General features: G+C 72.0%; 11 protein-coding genes. 5 read left to right on the forward strand and 6 right to left on the reverse strand.

Annotated features, from left to right (window positions below; translation table 11 throughout):
• Positions 1 to 17: 17 nt before the first annotated feature.
• The 3 genes from ABZ249_RS21055 to ABZ249_RS21065 all read right to left on the reverse strand — a co-directional run bounded on the left by ABZ249_RS21055 (position 18) and on the right by ABZ249_RS21065 (position 6,277).
• Complete coding sequence (locus ABZ249_RS21055; protein WP_355265495.1) at positions 18 to 2,126, reverse strand: serine/threonine-protein kinase; 2,109 nt, start codon at positions 2,124 to 2,126, stop codon at positions 18 to 20.
• A gap of 335 nt (positions 2,127 to 2,461) precedes the next feature.
• Entirely contained in the window at positions 2,462 to 4,696 is a 2,235-nt protein-coding gene (locus ABZ249_RS21060) for a serine/threonine-protein kinase (RefSeq protein ID WP_355265498.1), read from the reverse strand.
• Between the two features lie 1,191 nt (positions 4,697 to 5,887).
• The gene (locus tag ABZ249_RS21065; RefSeq protein ID WP_355265501.1) at positions 5,888 to 6,277 is read right to left on the reverse strand and encodes a metalloregulator ArsR/SmtB family transcription factor; all 390 of its coding nucleotides are present in this window, start codon (positions 6,275 to 6,277) and stop codon (positions 5,888 to 5,890) included.
• A gap of 90 nt (positions 6,278 to 6,367) precedes the next feature.
• Here ABZ249_RS21065 and ABZ249_RS21070 point away from each other — a divergent pair, with 90 nt between their 5' ends.
• The 5 genes from ABZ249_RS21070 (at position 6,368) to ABZ249_RS21090 (ending at position 10,753) form a co-directional block, all read left to right on the forward strand.
• Positions 6,368 to 7,357, forward strand: coding sequence for an LLM class flavin-dependent oxidoreductase (locus tag ABZ249_RS21070; RefSeq protein WP_355265504.1), 990 nt, complete (start codon positions 6,368 to 6,370; stop codon positions 7,355 to 7,357).
• Positions 7,358 to 8,223: 866 nt separating this feature from the next.
• Entirely contained in the window at positions 8,224 to 8,424 is a 201-nt protein-coding gene (locus tag ABZ249_RS21075; protein WP_355265507.1) for a hypothetical protein, read from the forward strand.
• Between the two features lie 132 nt (positions 8,425 to 8,556).
• The gene (locus tag ABZ249_RS21080) at positions 8,557 to 9,534 is read left to right on the forward strand and encodes an OmpA family protein (RefSeq protein WP_355265510.1); all 978 of its coding nucleotides are present in this window, start codon (positions 8,557 to 8,559) and stop codon (positions 9,532 to 9,534) included.
• Positions 9,535 to 9,539: 5 nt separating this feature from the next.
• Complete coding sequence (locus ABZ249_RS21085) at positions 9,540 to 10,070, forward strand: hypothetical protein (RefSeq protein WP_355265513.1); 531 nt, start codon at positions 9,540 to 9,542, stop codon at positions 10,068 to 10,070.
• A 200-nt stretch (positions 10,071 to 10,270) separates the two neighbouring features.
• Positions 10,271 to 10,753, forward strand: coding sequence for a hypothetical protein (locus tag ABZ249_RS21090; RefSeq protein ID WP_355265516.1), 483 nt, complete (start codon positions 10,271 to 10,273; stop codon positions 10,751 to 10,753).
• Between the two features lie 286 nt (positions 10,754 to 11,039).
• Here ABZ249_RS21090 and ABZ249_RS21095 read toward each other — a convergent pair whose 3' ends face one another.
• The 3 genes from ABZ249_RS21095 to ABZ249_RS21105 form a co-directional block, all read right to left on the reverse strand.
• Positions 11,040 to 13,028, reverse strand: a complete 1,989-nt coding sequence (locus tag ABZ249_RS21095) for a tetratricopeptide repeat protein (protein WP_355265519.1) — start codon at positions 13,026 to 13,028, stop codon at positions 11,040 to 11,042.
• Positions 13,029 to 13,218: 190 nt separating this feature from the next.
• The gene (locus ABZ249_RS21100) at positions 13,219 to 13,758 is read right to left on the reverse strand and encodes a hypothetical protein (RefSeq protein ID WP_355265522.1); all 540 of its coding nucleotides are present in this window, start codon (positions 13,756 to 13,758) and stop codon (positions 13,219 to 13,221) included.
• Complete coding sequence (locus ABZ249_RS21105) at positions 13,748 to 17,533, reverse strand: tetratricopeptide repeat protein (RefSeq protein ID WP_355265525.1); 3,786 nt, start codon at positions 17,531 to 17,533, stop codon at positions 13,748 to 13,750. The genes ABZ249_RS21100 and ABZ249_RS21105 overlap by 11 nt, the downstream gene beginning before the upstream one ends.
• Positions 17,534 to 17,586: the final 53 nt, after the last annotated feature.

Here is a 17,586-nt window from a genome sequence, read left to right on the forward strand (position 1 = left end):
GCGGCCCCCGCCCGCCGTCACCTCTGGACCTCCTCCGGCGCCGGGACCCCCACCTCCAGGTCCCCGTCCAGCCCCGCGAACGTGTACCGCGTGTACCAGTACTCCGGCGCCGGGACCGGTTCCGCGAAGGCCGCCGGGACCGCCTGCGCCACCGGCCGCCCGTTGAGCACGTACCCGCCCTGCGGCGGCCCCTCGGTGGAGAACGCCAGGGGCTGCCCGTCCTCGGTCGCCACCAGCGTGAACGCCGACTCCTGCGGCGACTCCTCCGAGGGCCGGAACGTCCCCTCCACCAGCACCGCCGGGACCCCGTCGGGCGGGTCCTCCCCCGCCAGGTGCCCGTAGGCGTCCTCCGTCGGCCCGGGAGCGTCGAACACCGTCTCCTCCTCCGAGGTGACGGTGCCGGTCTCCACCACCCGGGCCATCGGCTCCAGGATCCTCTCGGGGTCGAACACCGCCTCCGACGCGCCCAGCTCCTCGGGGACGGCCGGCCGCCACACGGCGGGCCCGTTCCAGGCGGTGGTGTCGCTGTACAGCAGTTCTCCGTCCACCAGCATCAGGTCGCTGGCGCGCGCCCCGCTGACGGTGCTGGTCCAGCGCACCGCCTCGGGGTCGGCCTGGTACAGCACCCGGTCGAACAGGGTGGGCTCGGCCGCGGTGTCCGCGGGCAGCGGCTGCCCGTACCCCTCGCCGTTCCCGGCGTGGGTGAGGATGGTCAGCTCCAGGGTGCGCGCCCGCGTCAGCCGGTCGAGCGAGGCGGACACCAGGTCGATGCCCGTGGGTGCGGCGCTCTCCCCCGGGCCGTCCGGGCCGCCGGGGTTCTCGGAGACGGGCTCGGCGTCCTGGGCCAGGGCGTCGAACAGCACGTACCCGCCGCCCCCGGCCACCGCCAGCGCGAAGCAGCAGGCGGCGCCGACTGCCAGGATCCGCCCGGCACCGCCGCGCCGTTCGCGGCGCCGACGGCGGGAGCGCCCGCCCCGGCCGCCGGCCGCGCCCTCCGGGACGCCCCGCCCACCGCCATCGGATTCGGGCCCGGGGCCGCCGTGCGCCTCCCCCGGCCCGTCGTCGGGGGCGGGCACCATGATCAGCTCCCCCGTGATGGGGTCGCGGGTGCTGACCAGCCGCCGCGCGTTCCGCACCCTGGTCCCGGGCGTCCAGGTGCGCCGCCCCGAGGCGGCCGCCTCCTCGTCCAGCCCGCGGGCCGCCTGCGTCCACAGCTCGGGCCGGTGCCAGGACACGTCCACGTACGGCCAGTGCGTGCGCGCCGCCCCGTGGAGCCGGTCGCTCCACTCCTCGCGGACCGTGTCCTCGGGGACCCCCAGCAGTGCCAGGCACTCCAGGTAGACGTCCTCGGCGGAGGGCCGCCGGGCCGGGTCACGCTCCAGGGCCCGTTCCAGGACGCGCGCCAGCTCGGGCCGGAGCGCGGACAGGTCCACGTACCCGCGTGCCCGGACGGCGGCGTCGGCCTGTGAGACCACGGTGCCGAACGGCGGCAGGCCGGTGCCCGCGAAGACCACCGTGCACGCCCACGCGAACACGTCGGACGCCTCGTCGGGGCGGCTGCCCGCATAGCGTTCGGGCGCCATCCAGCCGGGGCTGCCGACGGTGGTGTGCGAGTCGCCGTCGTCCACCTGGCGGGCCAGCCCGAAGTCGACCAGGCGCGGCCCGGTCGCCGTGACCAGCACGTTCCCGGGTTTGACGTCGCCGTGCGGGACCCGGCCGTCGTGCACGTCCATCAGCGCCTCGGCGACCCCGGCGGCCAGCACCAGCAGCGCGGCGCCGCCCATCGGGCCGCGCACCCCGGTGTGGCGCCCCAGGTCGAGGGCGGGCAGGTACTCCACGGCGGACCACGGGCGGTTGCGGTGGACGCCGCTGTCGAGCACCCCGAGCGCGCACGAGCCGGGCACCCGGCGCAGGTGCACGACCTTGTCGTCGGGATCGGCCGCGGACACCCACTCCTCGCCCATGACCTTGAGCGCCAGCGGATGCCCCTCGGGGGTCAGCGCGGCGTAGACGGCGCCCAGGGCGGAGTCGCCGAGCCGGCCGATCAGCCGGTGCGCGCCCACCCAGGGCGGGTCGTCGGGCACGAGGGGCCGGACGTTCGGTGGTAAGACGACTGTCGGTGCCATGGGGGGTTCGCTTCCACTCTCCTGGGACCAGGGGTTCGGGAATATCGGGACACGGCGCTCGCATTCGGTGGATACCGAACGTACATTCCCCGATGCTCCGGGGCCAATGGTGCGCACGGGTCGCGGGCCGTGCACCGGGTGAGAACCTCGGGCGGGCGCCCGCGGTTCACTTCATGACCGATTCTTCACCGAACTTCGCACGAAAAAGGATATGCGCAGCGGCCCTCCGAGCACCGGTCCGGACCCGTCCCGTGGCCGCTCACGGCCACGGTCGGCGAATAAGGACACCGCCGGAAAAGCGGGTTCTCGGATGTTCCGTAACGTTTTCCCGATGATCACACGAACGTACCGGAAAAGGTCGAGGACGGGCCTTCTTCCCCGGCCCGGCCGCCCACGCGCCGCAGGGCCTGCTCGAGCACCGGCAGTGCCGCGGACGCGTCGCCCTCCACCGGCCCGGGTCCCCCGGCGGCCGGCGGCACCCCCGGCGGGGTGTCCCGCGCACGGTCCCGCCGGGCCCGCCGGCTCCTGAGCGACCTCGCCGACATGGTCGCCGCCCCCGCCCCGGCGGCGACCGCGGCGACCGCGCCCAGCACCGCCGCCACCCCGGTCCGGTCCAGCAGCAGCGCGACCCCGGCGAAGACGAACAGCAGCACGGACATGCCCGCGTAGAAGAACACGTTGTCGTCCCGGGCGTCCCGGGCTGCCGGGGAGTCCGGGGAGTCCGGGTCGCTCCGGACGAGTCCCCCCTCCCGCGGGACCCCGCCGGCCCCCTCCTCCGGGGCGGCGGGGGCACGCATCCCGCGCACGGTCCGCGCCGCGAGGTTCAGCTGCGGGGACGCCTCGCGCAGGGTGACGGCCAGCGCCCACTGCGCCTCGGGGGCGGCCATCAGGACGGCCTCCCGCACCGCGACGCGCAGTTCCGCGTTCTCCGGGTCCAGGTCCCGCGCCGCCAGGGCGGCCAGTTCGCCGCGGTCGGTGACCGGGGCCGCGGCGGCCCCGTGCGCCAGCGCGACCAGGCGCGGGAGCGGCGGGGAGAAGAGCAGCCCGCCGTCGGGGAAGGCGTCGGCGAACGGGGCGTTCCACTCACGCTGGGCGTCGACGGCCTCCATGAGCAGGTGCAGGTTCTCCGCCGTGCGCGCGTACCGGGCGCAGGGGGTGCCCCGGCCGCATCCGTGCGCCTCGGGGGTGCGGCAGTGGTGCCTGCTCAGGGTGCGCAGCAGCCCGGCGCGGATCGCCCCGGCGATGCCCGCCAGGAACGGCACCGGGTCCCCGGCCCCGTCCACCAGCAGGTGCAAGGACAGGTCCTCGCCCCGGTAGGAGGGCCGCAGGGCGGGCGCCATCCGGGCCACGACCCGGGCGAGGAGGAGTTCGTCCCCCGCGCCGTCCCCGGAGGAGGCGGGGGCGTCGGCTAGCAGGTCACGGGCCGCGGCGTCCAGCGGCGGCCACTGCGCCAGCCTGCGGCGCTGCTCCGGTGAGCGCAGGAACCCGACGGCGGTGTCCCACCGCTCCTGGAAGGCGTACGCCAGGGACACCGGCGAGGTGTGGTCGACACCGTCGAACCGGAAGGGGGGCTCCTTGCGGATCTCGGCCGCGGCCGCGGCGATCTCTTCCACGGGCACCCTGATCGTGGTGGTGTCCCCGCCGTCGGCGTCCACCGCCCCCCGTTCCGCCTCCCTCTCCGCGCCCAGGACGGCGGCGATCTCCTCGGCGGACATCAGCCGGGTGGCGGGCCGGGCGGCGTCGGGCCCGGCGCCCGGGCCCTCCTCCCCCGCACCGGGGTCGTCCCGGTGCCCCAGCAGCGCCATCAGCACGTCCCGGGCGGTCGGGCGGTTGCGCGGTTCCCTGTCCAGGCAGCGCCGCACCAGCGGCAGCAGCGTTTCCGGCACCCCGTCCAGGTCGGGTTCCCCGGTGGTCACCCGCATCAGCAGCGCCGGCATGTTCGGCGCCTCGAAGGCGCCCCGCCCGGTGGCCGCGAACACCATGACCAGGCCCCAGGCGAACATGTCGATCGCGGTGGTGACCTCTCCGCCCCCGAACTGCTCGGGGGCCATGTACTTCGGTGTGCCCAGAATGGCGCTCGCGCTCGTCCCGGTCCCCTCCAGCGCGCGGGAGATGCCGAAGTCGATGACCCTGACCCCGTCCCGCCCCAGCAGGATGTTGTCGGGTTTGAAGTCCCGGTGCACCACCCCCGCCCGATGGATGGCCACCAGCGCCGTGGCGGTGGACACCGCGAGCCGGTACAGGTCCCCGTCCGAGCCCGGCCCCCTCCCCCGGATGTAGCCCTCCAGGGGCGTCCCCTCCACATACTCGGTGGCGATCCACGGCGGATCCCCGCCGGGGTCGGCGTCCAGCACCCGGGCGGTGCAGAACGGCAGCACCGACTTGATCAGCCCGATCTCGCGGTCGAACCGCTCCCGGAAGTCGGCGTCCCCCCGGTGGCGGACGTGCAGCACCTTGACGGCGGCGCGGTGGCCGTCCCGGTGCTCTCCCAGGTACACGGTGCCGAAACCGCCCGCGCCCAGGAGGCGGCGCAGGCGGTATCCGCCGACCTCGGAACCGATGTCGACCACGGGGGACTCCTTGTCGCTCTCTGCTCGGGCGCCGCTCCCCACCGCGCACCGGGAACGCACCGTAGCACCGCGGGGTGAACGGGACACGCGGTGTGCCGCGCCCATCCTTCTCCGCAGGGACGGGGGTTCCGAGGACGCTGACCGCATGTGGCCATGACGCCCCACGGGCGGTCAGGGCTCCGGGTGCCGGGGCGGAGACACGGCCCCGCCCCACCCGGCGGCGGACCGCCCCGGGAGGGCGGGCGGCCGGGGCCCCAAGTGCCGGGACGGAGCACAGCCCCACCACGCCCGCCGGCAAACGGCTCCTGGAACACACCTCACCGAGCGTCCGTCCCGGGAGGGCGGTCGGCCGGGACTCCAGGTGCCTGGACGGAACACAGCCCCACCCCACCGGGCGCCCGTCCCACGGAACAGACGGCGACCGGGACGACAAAAAGGGAAACCCACACCGAGGTAATACCGGAATTCCGGAAATGGCGAAGAAGAACAGCAAGAGCGCGTGTGAGGCGTGACGACATCCCCGGGCGTTCCGTGCCGGTTCATCCCCGGAGAACATCCGCCGGGCGCGCGCGATCACCGCCTTCCACGTCTCCACCGGGTAGAAATCCCGCGGCCGTTCCACCGATCCATCCCGTGGAACGGCTGGGGGCGCGTTCTCCGAAACGGCATCGCACCCGCGCGTTCCCGTGCATGCGTAGGGCAACGACTCCGGGCAGGGGCAGCGAACGGGCACGACGCACCCGACGAGAGGGGCACACTCGTGTGCGCATGCCGGGGGTCGTCAGCGGCCGCGGTCGGACACCTCATTCGCGCAGGGTTCATGCGAAGCGGCACAACGCGTACAGGGACCGGTGGGAAAACTCCGTTTTCCGCGTCCGCCCCCATATGCCATAACACTCAGGGGATGGCGCTCCGGCCCGACCCCCGGGGGATAAAACGGACCTACCTGCCACTTATTCGCGAGAAACGGCATGTTTTCTCGAATACGTCCGGGCCTTCGCCCTTTCCCCTAAAGTGGGGGGCCGGGGCCGCCACCCGGCCCCTGGGGCGGGCGGCGCCCCGCGCTCCCGTTCACTCCTACTCCCGGGGGCGCGGGGTTCCGCTCGCCTCGTCGCCCCGGCACACCGGAGCGCGGGCGGGAACGGGAGACCCGGGCGAGACCCGAAGAGGTTCCCGGCCGCCCCGGGTCGGCTAGACCGACCGGACCGCCGCCTCCGCGGCCGCGTCCGCGCCTCCGTCCGCGGGCACCGTGTCCCCGCAGGCGAGCGCGCCCCGCTCACACGAGAGCACCGTCTCCAGCAGCCCCGGGAACCGCTCGGACACGTCCCCGTCCCGCAGCGAGATGAAGCACCGGGTGCCCTCCGTACGGCTCTGCACCAGACCCGCGTTGCGCAGGATCTTCAGGTGATGGCTCAGCGTGGACTGCGCGATCGGCAGGTCGATGTCCTTCCAGGCGCGTTCGCCGTCCCTGGCCGCGAGCATGCGCACGATCTTCAGCCGGGTGGGTTCGGCCAGCGCGGCCAGCACCGTCACCAGCTCGACCCCGTCGAGCGGTGGATGGTGTTGCTCCCTCGCCGCCACGCGAACCTCCTCACACCGGCGTTTCGCACCAGCATAGTGGGACGGGTGTATCTTCGATATTCGACGATCATCGAACACCAAGGGACAAGCATGCCCATCACCCTGTCCGTGCTCGACCATGCCGGCATCTCCGAGGGGTCCACACCCGGGCAGGCCCTGCGCGACGCCCGCGACCTGGCCCGACACGTGGAATCGCTCGGCTACCGGCGCTTCTGGCTGTCCGAGCACCACAACATGCGGGCGATCGCCAGCGCCGCCACCTCCGTCTCCCTCGGCTTCATCGCCGAGGGCACCTCGACCATCCGCATCGGCGCCGGCGGCGTCATGCTGCCCAACCACTCGCCGCTGGTCATCGCCGAACAGTTCGGCACCCTGGAGTCCCTCTACCCGGGCCGCGTGGACCTGGGCCTGGGCCGGGCCCCGGGCACCGACCCGCGCACCATGATGGCGCTGCGCCGCGACCACTCCGCCGCCTCCGCGTTCCCGCACGACGTGCAGGAGCTCCAGTCCTACTTCGAGCCCGCCGACCCCGGCCAGCCTGTGCGCGCCATCCCGGGCGAGGGGCTGCGGGTGCCGCTGTGGATCCTGGGGTCGAGCCTGTTCGGCGCCCAGCTGGCCGCGCAGCTGGGGCTGCCGTACGCGTTCGCCTCCCACTTCGCGCCCGATGCCCTGTACGAGGCGCTCAAGGCGTACCGGGAGAACTTCACCCCCTCGCGCCAGCAGGAGACGCCGTACGCGATGGCGGGGGTGAACGCGTTCGTCGCCGACACCGACGAGGAGGCCCGGCGCCTGTTCAGCACCATGCAGCAGGCCTTCCTCGGAACACTGCGCGGGGCGCGCGGGCTGCTGCGCCCGCCGGTGGACTCGCTCGACACCATGTGGCGTCCCGGGGAGCGGGAACGCCTGGACCACATGCTTCGTTACTCGTTCGTGGGTTCCCCGGAAACGGTGCGCCGCAAGCTCGAGCTGTTCGTCACCGACACCGGTGTGGACGAGCTGATGGTGTCGTCGATGATCTACGACAAGGAGGCTCGCCTGCGCTCTTTCGAGCTGCTGGCGGAGGTCGCCGGTCTGGGCTGAGTCCCGTCCCCGCCCCGGGGGTACCGGGCAAGGGTGGCGGCCATCGGGCGCTGTTGGCAGGCGGCGCCGGCCGCCTCCCCCGGGTGGGGAAGACGAAGGGCCGGGCACCCCGCGGGTGGGTGCCCGGCCCTTCGGTGTGCCCGGACCGGCCCGGGTCCGTTCGGCGACGCCTTTCACGGCAGAGCTCGGTGCCCCACCCATCCGAAGGCTTCTTCTCCCGAAGCCGCGGTCGGCCCGGACTCGCCCCTGCGAGCGTCCCGCCGGAGCGGGGCACCCTTCCAGGACGTGAACTCTTGTCGTCCCCCGCCCCAGAGCCGGGTGAAGAAGACACCCCCGAATCCCCGCCGCGCACGCGGATGAACGCATTCGCACCGGTCGTAGGCACGATCGCCCACCGATCACCGGACAAGTAGTGACGCCTCACGTGTCGGCTGAGAAGATGGTGACCCGTCGGGCACCGACCGTTATACGTGTTCATGGGCGCTCCACCCGAATGCGGTTCCGCCCCCGGAAGGGCGGACGGAACCGCGAGAGGCGCCCCCACCTGCGTTTTCAACGGAGCCGAGAGGGCCTGTGGACAAGGTGTGGTGGCCGGGATCGACGGGCATCGTGAAGGAGGATGACCTCTTCTGGACAGGTACAGGGCGTATGCCCGGGACGTGTGCAGGATAGTGAGAACCCCGAGGCGACTGTGCGAGCAGGAGCCTCGCTCCGTAGCCGAGTCGTTGACACCGGTGAATCCTTACCCTTGGTTCACCTTGATGAAGGCCACCAGGCCGAAGAGATGCCCGGCCGCGGGCCACGAGGACGTGGCCCGTCGCCCCGGATCTCCTCCCCCAAGGAGCTGACCCCTTGTGAAGACGCCAATGAGCAAGCTGTGGGCGACCCTGAGCGCCCTGATCGTCCCCCCGTCCAAGAAGAACGACACCGGCGCCACCATCATCGAGTACGCGGCCATCCTCCTTCTCATCGCCGCCGCCGCCACCCTCATCTGGGGCCTCGGCATTCCCGAAGACATCAGCGGGTCCATTGGAACAGCGGTCTCCGACATCCTCAGCGGCCCCTGACAAGATCATCCAGCCATCTTCGAGGCATCAACGGCAGATTTGATGAAGAAACCGAAAAAGGAAAACCCCCTCTCCGCTTCCCCACCCCGGGGGCGCAGAGCAAGAGCCTCCCGAAGAATCTCATCCTTGGGAGTGGCCACACTCGTATTCCTTGCTTCTGGCTGCGTCGTTTCCTCCGAAGCAACGGACCCCGAAGAAGCATCTGGGGCGACTCCCACCACAGAACCAGAGCAAGGCACAGAAAAACCAACGGAAGCCATCGCGCAAACCATAACAACAACGACGGACCTGGGAAGCGATCTCAAGATAGAGGTACTCGCCCTAGAGAATCTCGCAAACAACATCCTCAGGCTCAGAATAAGAATCACAAACAACTCCCCAGAATCTTTCTCTCTCTCAAATGGCCTAGCCGAAGAAAGGGATGCCAATACCGCAAGCAACATCTCCCTCATCGACGCCACCAACCAGAAGAGATACCTCAGCTATGACTTGAGCAACGGAAACTGCTTCTGCTCACCCCCTCTGAGCGGACCCATACAAAGCGGAAGCAGCGAAGAACTATGGGTCGCATACCCCGGGCCAGCCGATGACATCGAATCCATGAGTGTCATCATGCCCCTCGCTCCACCAATACTAGATGTTCCGATCACCGAATCCACTGAAAGCCTTGAAAACGAGTCGATCGGCGCCGACCAAATACTCGATCTGACTCTGATATCCGACGGCCTCGAAGACCAGACCGGCCGGACAGAGACCAATGAAGAAGTCAGCATCATCCTCTCCTCCGATGTCCTATTTGAGACAAACAGCGCAGAACTAAGCCCCGAGGCTCGGGAAATCCTTGAGCAGGTCGCACAAGAAATCGACGACTCATCTTCATCCGTGGTTAACATCGATGGACATGCCGACAACAGAGGAACCGACGCATCCAACATTCCCCTCTCCGAGGACCGGGCTTCAGCAGTCGAAGCAGTTCTCTCAGAATTGGTCACAAGAGCAGAAGTTCAATTCGAATCAGCAGGCCACGGGTCGAGCGAACCCATCGCGGACAACAGCACAGAAGAAGGTCGCGAAAGAAACCGCCGCGTCAGTGTCACCTTTGAAAAGTAGGAGACATGAAGAATAAAGCGACCCGAAGAATCGGGCTTCTCTCGGCATCCGTGGGCATGTCACTTGCCTTCTCAATTGGAGTGAGCTCGGCATCTCATACGCCAAAATTCGAAGACCTTGAATCTCTTGGGGAATCACAAGGGGTCGAAGAACGCTCCTCCTCCCTCGTCGCGGAGGCAAACCAAGCTGGGCGCAACACAGAAGGAAACCTGCTCTCGATCACTTGGAGCATAAAAAACGAAGGCAACGAGAGAGTTGTGCTGACCTGGCTCGCTGGACGCTCCTACCTTTACACTGGAGGAAACTACGCAGGAGTCACAGTAGTCGACTCCGAAGGGGCCTCCAGATACCATCCCATCATGGACAACCTGGGATCTTGCCTGTGCTCAGGGAGTTCTTCGTCGACCTTCAAAAAGAGAATAGAACCCGGGGAACAAGTCACTTACTGGTCAGTCTACTCCGTTCCCGGCGATGTCGAGAACGTGACATTGGAGATCCCCGGGTTCGAGCCGATCGAGAACATCCCCATTTCTTGACCGCCCCCGACCAAAACCTTCTGGAGAATGATTTGTCTGGCTCCCGGCACACGAACTTCGGGGAACCGCGGAGGCCATCGCCTTCGCGGCCTGCGGGGCGTGCGGGGGAACGCAGTGGACCCCCGCGCTTCTGGCGTTGGCTGTGGCCCGCGGACCCCCATGGCGGAGACCGGGGCGCGGCACTGACCGAGACGGCGGCCGTGCTCATCCTCGTCGCCGCCGTCATGGTCGCGGTGTACCAGCTGGAGCTGAGCAGGACCTTCAACGAAGGCGTGCGGCAGATGGTGTGCTTGGTGCGCGGCCCCTCCTGCGGGGAGACCTGGACCGAGGCCGATCGACCGGAGGCGCCGGAGTCGTACGAGTGGGGCCAGGGCAACCCGAACCGGGTCGACAACCAGAACATCGCCCGATCCCTCGCCGAGGGCTACGGCTGGCAGGACGCCGAATGGCAGTGCCTGAGCAACCTCTGGGGGGCGATGTCCCACTGGGACCACACGGTCACCGACCCGGAGACGGGGGCGGTCGGCATTTCGGGGTTCGTCCCGGGGGTGCACGGCAGCCTGCCATCCGGGTTCCGGGACAGCGCCCAGGCCCAGGTCGAGTGGGGGCTCGGGCACATCAGGGACACCCACGGAACCCCGTGTGTGGCCTGGTCCTACTGGCAGGGCAGCGGCTCCTACTGACCGGGGCCGCCCGGCACGCCCGCTCGCGGCGGTGGCGGGAGCCCATGCGCTTCCAGCACGTCGCGAAGCCGGGTCCGGCCCGCCCCGTCCCCCGGGCAGGCCGAGTACCCCTCGGTTCAAGGAGTCGCGCAACAGAACTCCGTGACTTCCGACGCCTCCGCGCACTCACCACCGTGGGTGCCGTGGCCGCTCCTATCGACGGAGCCGTCCCCGCTCCCGTCCACCCGTGGCCGTGCCCCTGCCCCACGCGCGACGCGTGCACCCCCCCCCCACCCGGGAACACCGGTCAGGGCTGGGTCTCCTCCCGCTCGGCCTGCTCCTCGATGAAGCCGATGACCTCGGCCAGGTGCTGCTCCACGTCCAGGGTCTCCTGGGCCTCCGGTCCCGCGACGCGGCGCAGCGCCGCCAGCACCTCCCGGTACTCGGCCTCCGCCTCCTCCAGGAGGCCCAGGCTCGCCCACGTCGCCGCCATGCGGCTGCGGACCCGCAGGGTCTCCGAGTGGTCGGCGCCCAGCGCCCGGGTCTGGGCCGACACCAGGTCACCGAGTTCCGCGGCGGCGCCCTCCAGGTTCTCCCGGCCGCCCGCCCGGACCAGCGTCACCACCAGCGCCTGCCAGACCCGCCAGGTGTCCGGGTCCCGCTCGCCGTGCCGCAGCAGGTAGCCCCGCACGATCGCCCGCAGTCCCAGCACCGCTTCGTCGTGGACCCCCATGTCGCTCAGCGTCCAGGCGGCGACGAACAGCAGGTCCAGGCGTTCCTGGTCGCCGGGCTCCCGCCCCGGCAGCCGGCCGGCCTCGGTCAGCGCCCGCACGGTCTCCGACGCGGCGGCGCGGTAGGCCTCCAGGCGCCGCACCATCGTCTCCGCCTCGTCCGCATCCGACGCAGCCTCCGGGCCCGCGTCCGGCGTCACTCCCGGCGGGTCGGTGGCCTCCAGGGCGCGCCGGTGCGACTCCATCGCGCCGGTGAGCCCGGCCTCCTGCCGTGCCGGGTCCCACCGCAGCGCGCGCAGCAGCTCGGTCCGCATCGCCAGGGTGTGCGGGTGGTCCTCGCCCAGCGCCCCCTCGAGCCTCCGCACCAGGGCCTGGACGAGGTCGGCGACCGCGGCCCGGTGCTCGGGGTGCCGCGCGGCCACGTCGCGCAGGCCGGCCGTCCACTCCCGGTGGTAGCGCCGCACCTGCCGGTGTCCCTCCCCCAGGACGCGTTCGGCGGTCTCGACCACCGGGGCGAGCTCGAACGCCGACTCCGCCTCGGCCCCGCGCCACCGGGGCATCCGGCCCAGGTCCCAGCGGCGGGCCAGGGTGTCCGGGTGGTCCGGGCCCAGCACCCGGCAGGAGGCCACCACCAGGGAGAGCAGTCCCGATTCCAGATCCGGGAGCCGGTCCGGCTCCCGGTCGGGCATCGTTCCCGGCCCGGTGCCGCGGTCCCGCGCGCCCCGCCGCATCAGGTCCTCGTCGACCCGGCAGGCCAGCTCCCAGGCCTTGAGGGTGTCCGGATGGTCCGCACCCTGGACCCGCCGCCGGTCCCGCAGGACCTCGCCGATCTCGGCCCCGGCCTCCTCCGGACGGGCGAGCGCGCGCAGCGTCAGGGCCAGGCTCTGGCGGGCGGCCAGGGTGTCCGGGTGGTCGGGGCCGAGGGCGCGCATTCGCCCCTGCCACACCGCCCGGTACTCCGGGACGGCGGATTCGCGCCGGTGCTCCCACAGCAGTGCGGCCAGTTCCTCCCGGGCCGCCAGGGTCTCGGGGGCCTCCGGGCCCAGCGTCCGGGCCCGTTGCCGGGCCCGGTCCTGCAACCGCTCCCGCTGCGGGGCGAACCCGGCCCTGCGCTCGTCGCGGCGGGCGCGGCCCCGGAGCCTGCGCACCCGCCGGTAGGCGGACTCCGCCTGCCGCAGGGCGCCGTCGGCGAGCTGCGTGCGGGCGATGTGCAGGGCCTCCTCCCGCGAGGAGCATCCCAGGAGCACCTGGAACTCCGCGTCCGGGACCTGGTCGGTGTACCCGCGGGGCGGCTCCGGATCCATGCCGGTGACCGTGTCGGCGGTGAGGAACAGCCGCGGCATCCGCGCCCGGGGGGCGGTCAGCCACTCCCACGCCTCGGCGAGGGGCTCCGGTTCCCTGGACAGGGCGTCGTCCCCGGCCCCGGGATCCGCGTCCTCGGGCAGGTAGCGGGTGTGCAGCTCCTCCACGGCCGCGCGGCGCAGCGGCCACGGGTAGCCGCAGCGGCGCATGCCCATGACCGCTCCCAGCAGCGCGGCGGCCCGCAGCGGCATCACGATCCCCACCGTCCTCTCCGCGGGCCGCCCCGGTCGGGGACCCGCTCCGGTCTCCCCGGAGGAGGCCCCGCGGCCGCCTCCGGCCGTCCCGGCCCGCGCACCGTCGCCGCCCCCGCGCCGCGGACGCCCGGGACGCAGGACGAGGCTACCGCCCGGTCCCCGGCCGCGGTGGACGTTCGCCCGGGAGGGCCGGATGCGGTCACGGCCCGCCCCACTCCGGCGGGCAGGCCGCCTCCCCGGCGCGGGCGAGTTCCCCCTCGACCTCCTCCCGTGCGGCCGGGACGTCGGCGCCCTGGTGGATGCCCGCCGGGAGCCCGGCCGACCGGGGCACCGTGACGAACACGTCCGTCCCCACGGCGAGCGCCCCCAGCGGGTCCGCGTAGGCGGGGTCCGGGACGGTCACCCGCGCCGTCTCCCCTCCGGAGGCGGGCTTGACCCACTCCCGCACGGCGATGGTCACCTCCACCAGGGGCTCCTCCGCCGCCCTGGGCCCTTCCCCTCGTGGGTCCGTCACCGCCTCCACCGAGCTGACCTCGCCCTCCACGATCACGTCGGCGCAGGCGATCTGCTCCGCCAGGGTCTGCCCCCGGTCCACGGCGGGGCCGGTCCCGTCTCCGCCGAGCGGCACCACCAGGACCGCCGTCAGGGCGCCCGCGGCCGAGACCCCCGCGATCCCCCACAGGGCGGGGTGCCCGCGTCGGCGCCCTGCCGCCCCGGGTGCACCGGCCTCACGCCTCACCCCCGACCCCCCGCCCGGAGTCGGGGGAGTCCGCTCCGCCGTCGGCGGCTTCGGTCGCGGCCGCCCGGAGCGCCTCGTTCATCCGCTGCTCGCTGCGCAGGGTGTCCTCGTGGTCGGGCCCCAGCACCCGGACCCTGATCTCCCACACCGCCCGGTACTCGGCGGCCGCCTCCTCGTACCACTCCAGCCCCTTCCAGGCCAGGGCCAGCCTGCTCCGGGCCCAGAGGGTGTCGGCGTGCTCGGGACCCGACACACGGGTCCGGACCTCCAGCATCTCGCGGAGTCCGGCTTCGGCCTCCGCGAGCCGACCCGCCTCGTGCAGCACCAGCACCTGCCTCTCCCAGGCCCAGAGGGTTTTCTCGTGTTCCGCGCCCAGGACCCGCGCCGAGGCCTCCCGCATCGCCCGGTACTCGGTCAGCGCCTCCTCGTACCGGCCCAGATCCTCCAGTGCCAGGGCCAGTCCGCTCCAGTCGGCCAGCGCCTCCTCGTTCTCGGGGCCCGCCGCCCGGGCCCGGACCTCCAGAAGCCCCCGGTACTCGACCGCCGCCTCCTCGTGCCGCTCCAAGCGCCCCAGGAGGTGGGCGACCCACCTCCGCCCCTGGAGGACCTTCGAGGCCTCCTCGCCCGAAACCCGGGCCCAGGCCTGCGTCAGCTCCCGGTACTCGGCCAGCGCCTCCTCGTACCGTTTCAGATTCACCAGTACACCGGCCGACCACTCCAGCATCTTGAGCGCCTCTTCATGGTCGGGCCCCGAGAGGCGGTTCCGCGCCTCACGCACCGCCCGGAACTCGACCAGCGCCTCCTCGTACCGGCCCGAGGAGGACAGTGCGTGCCCGTACCACTCCCGGGTATTCAACGTGGTCGGATGCTCCTCCCCCAGCAGGCGCCGCCGTACCTCCAGCGCCGCGCCGAACTCGGGAACGGCCTCCTCCCCCCGCCCCGTGTCGGACAGTGTCCGGCCCAGCTTGTCCCGTGCCTCCAGGGTCTCCCGGTGCTCCTCCCCCAACACGCGCCGCGTGTCCTCCACCAGTGCGCGGAGTTCGGCCTCGGCCTCCTCGTAGCGCTCCTGCACCCGGTGCAGTTCGGCCAGCCGGCTGCGGAGCCCGAGCGTGGACTCGTGCTCCTCCCCGGAGATCCGACGCCGCATCCGGAGGGCCTTCAGAAACCCGGTCTCCGCCTCGTCCATGCGCCCCAGCCACCAGGACGTCGCCGCGAGGTCCTGGTGGTAGGCCACCAGGTCCGGGTGGCCCTCCCCGAGGTCGCGGATGAGGTCGTCGCGAGCCGCGGCGGCCTCGGTGTAGTGCTCCTCATAGCACCCGGCGTCCCGCAACGCCGTGGTCATGGCGTACCGGGAGGCCAGGGTGTCCGGGTGGTCGGCGCCCAGCACTCGGGCGCGGTCCTGGTACACCGCACGCCATTCGGCGAGGGCCTCCTCCTTCCGGTCCAGGGCCGACAGCACCCGGCCGAGCCAGTGGCGGTCCGCCAACACGAGGGGGTCGTCGGGGCCCGACATCCGTGAGCGGATCTCGTACAGCGAGCGCGCCTCGGGCTCGGCCTCCGACCAGCGTCCCGCGTTGACCAGTACCGTCACCAGGGTGTTCCGGGCCCTCACTTCGAGGGGATCGGCGGCATCGGGCCGGCGGTCCAGGACGGCCACGATGTCCCGCAGTTCCGCCTCCAGTCCGATCCGGTCGACGTCACCGCCTTCGCTCTGTTCGGCCGCGTAGCCGGCCATCAACGTTTCGAACCGGGCCTTCTGGGTGTCCGGGTGCTCCTCACCCATCGTGCGGCGTCGCAGCTCCCACAGGGCCCGGAACCCGGCCTCGGCCTCCCGGTGCAGACCTTCGCGCGAGGAGACCACCGCCAGCTCCCACATGGCCGCCGGGATGAGCGGGTGTTCTTCGCCCAGGGCGTGCACCGCCGTGTCGAGGATCTCCCGCAGTTGAGCACGTGCGGTGGACAGCCGCTTCAGGCCCACGTTGGACTGCGCGAGGCGGAAGCGGGTCCACAGGGTGTTCTCAGCGTCCTCGCCCGCGCTCCGGCGCAGCACTTCCACGGTGGCCTCGAACTCGGCCCGAGCCCGTCCGTGCTGCCCGAGCAGGGCCAGGGTCATGCCCAGCCGGTTCCTGGCCTCCACCGTGTCCGGGTGGTCCTGGCCCAAGAGGTGCAGACGCGCCTCCCGCACCGCTTCGGCCTCGGGAAGGGCCTCTTCCAGGCGGCCCGCCCGGTGCAGCGCCAGCGCCAGGAAATACCGGGTCGACAACGTGTCCTCATGGGCTTCTCCCAGGATTCGGAGCCGTGCGCGGGCGACCCCCTCCAGCTCGGCCACGGCCTCGGTGAGACGCCCCCCGAAGGTCAGCACCGTTCCCAGGGACTCCCGGAGTTCCAGGAGCACCGGCTCGTCCGGGGCCACGGTGGCCGCGCGCAGTTCGACCGCCTTACGGTAGGCGCGTTCCGCCAAGTCGTAACGCGAACGCCCCGAGGCGTCGCGCCCCAGGCCGGAGGCCGAGCCGATGGTGGACGCGTACCCCAGGATGCGGTCGAACTCCTCGTCCGTGATCGGGATGTCGTCCGGGTACAGGCTCCAGACCTCGTTCAGCACCCGTGGGGATATGCCGACGCCGTCGCTTTCGAAGGGGATCAACAGGGCCTCGAACATCGCCATCGGCCCGGACGAGAACGAGAGCTGGGCCATGGGCGAGGACTCGGCCACGGCCTCGGTCGCCCAGGCCCACGCCTCCTCCAGCGTTTCGGGGATCGGACCCGACCCGCCCGGCCGTTCCTCCAGGAACCTCGTGTGCAGGTGCTCCACCAGTTCCCGGGGAACGGTCCCCTGGAAGCCGCGGCTGTACACCAGGGCCGTGGCGGTGACCAGGGCGACGCCCCGGGGGCGGGGTGTCCCGCCGGCGGCCGGGTCGGCGGACCGGGCCCGGTCCCAGCGGTCGGCCAGCAGGTCGGTGTTCTCGATGCAGGAGGCGAAGCCGTAGCGGCCGCCGTTCTTGAGGACCCGGTCGAACCGGTCGTCCCCCGACCAGGATCGCACCTCCCGCACGCGGTCGCGCTCGGCCTCCGACAGGGCCCGGGGCACCATCACCTCGACCGCCCGGTCCAGTTCTGCTTCCACGGCCCGACCGGGAAAGGAGCGTATGAGGGTGCCCATGTACTCCTTCAGGTCCTCCTCCTCACCCTCCTCCAGTCCCGCCAGCCGCGTGGCGGTCCGAACCGCGTACGAGGGCAATGTCGTGCTCCCCGCCCTGGCCAGCAGGGCCCGCTCGTCCTGGGAGAGCATCCCCACCAGCAGGCGGTGGCCGCCCGGCGGGGCGTCGAGGAAGCGGGCGAGCTCCTCCGCGGGGTTCGCCGGATCCATGCCGAGCCACAGCCACTGGATGCCGCCGTCCAGCCACAGCACGCACCGGGGGTGCCGGGCCGCCTCCCGCCACAGTCGCGTGAGCCCGGTCCCGGGGCGGGGGATGAGGAGGGTGTGGTCGGTCAGGTGCGACACGGCCTCGTAAGCGCTGCGGGACCGGCCCGCGGTCCTCTCACCCGTCAGGAGGACGAGCCCGCCCGCGTCCACGGCCGCCCGGAGCCGGCCGTCGAAGTCGCGGGGGACGTAGGGCGGGACCACCGCCGTTCCGTCGGCGGTGACGACGGGGCGGCGCACCCCCCAATTCGTCGGGTCGCCCCACTGACCGACGGTCGGGGGCGTGCCGTCGGCCAGCGTCTCGTACGCCGCGCTCTTCCAGCGTTCGATGTCCTCGCTCCACTGAGCGGGCATACCCCCGAGCCCCCTGCGTCTCCCGGACGACTCCGACATGTGCGACCTCCGTC

This window comes from Nocardiopsis sp. NPDC006139, from assembly GCF_040614155.1.
In the GTDB taxonomy this organism is placed as follows: domain Bacteria; phylum Actinomycetota; class Actinomycetes; order Streptosporangiales; family Streptosporangiaceae; genus Nocardiopsis; species Nocardiopsis changdeensis.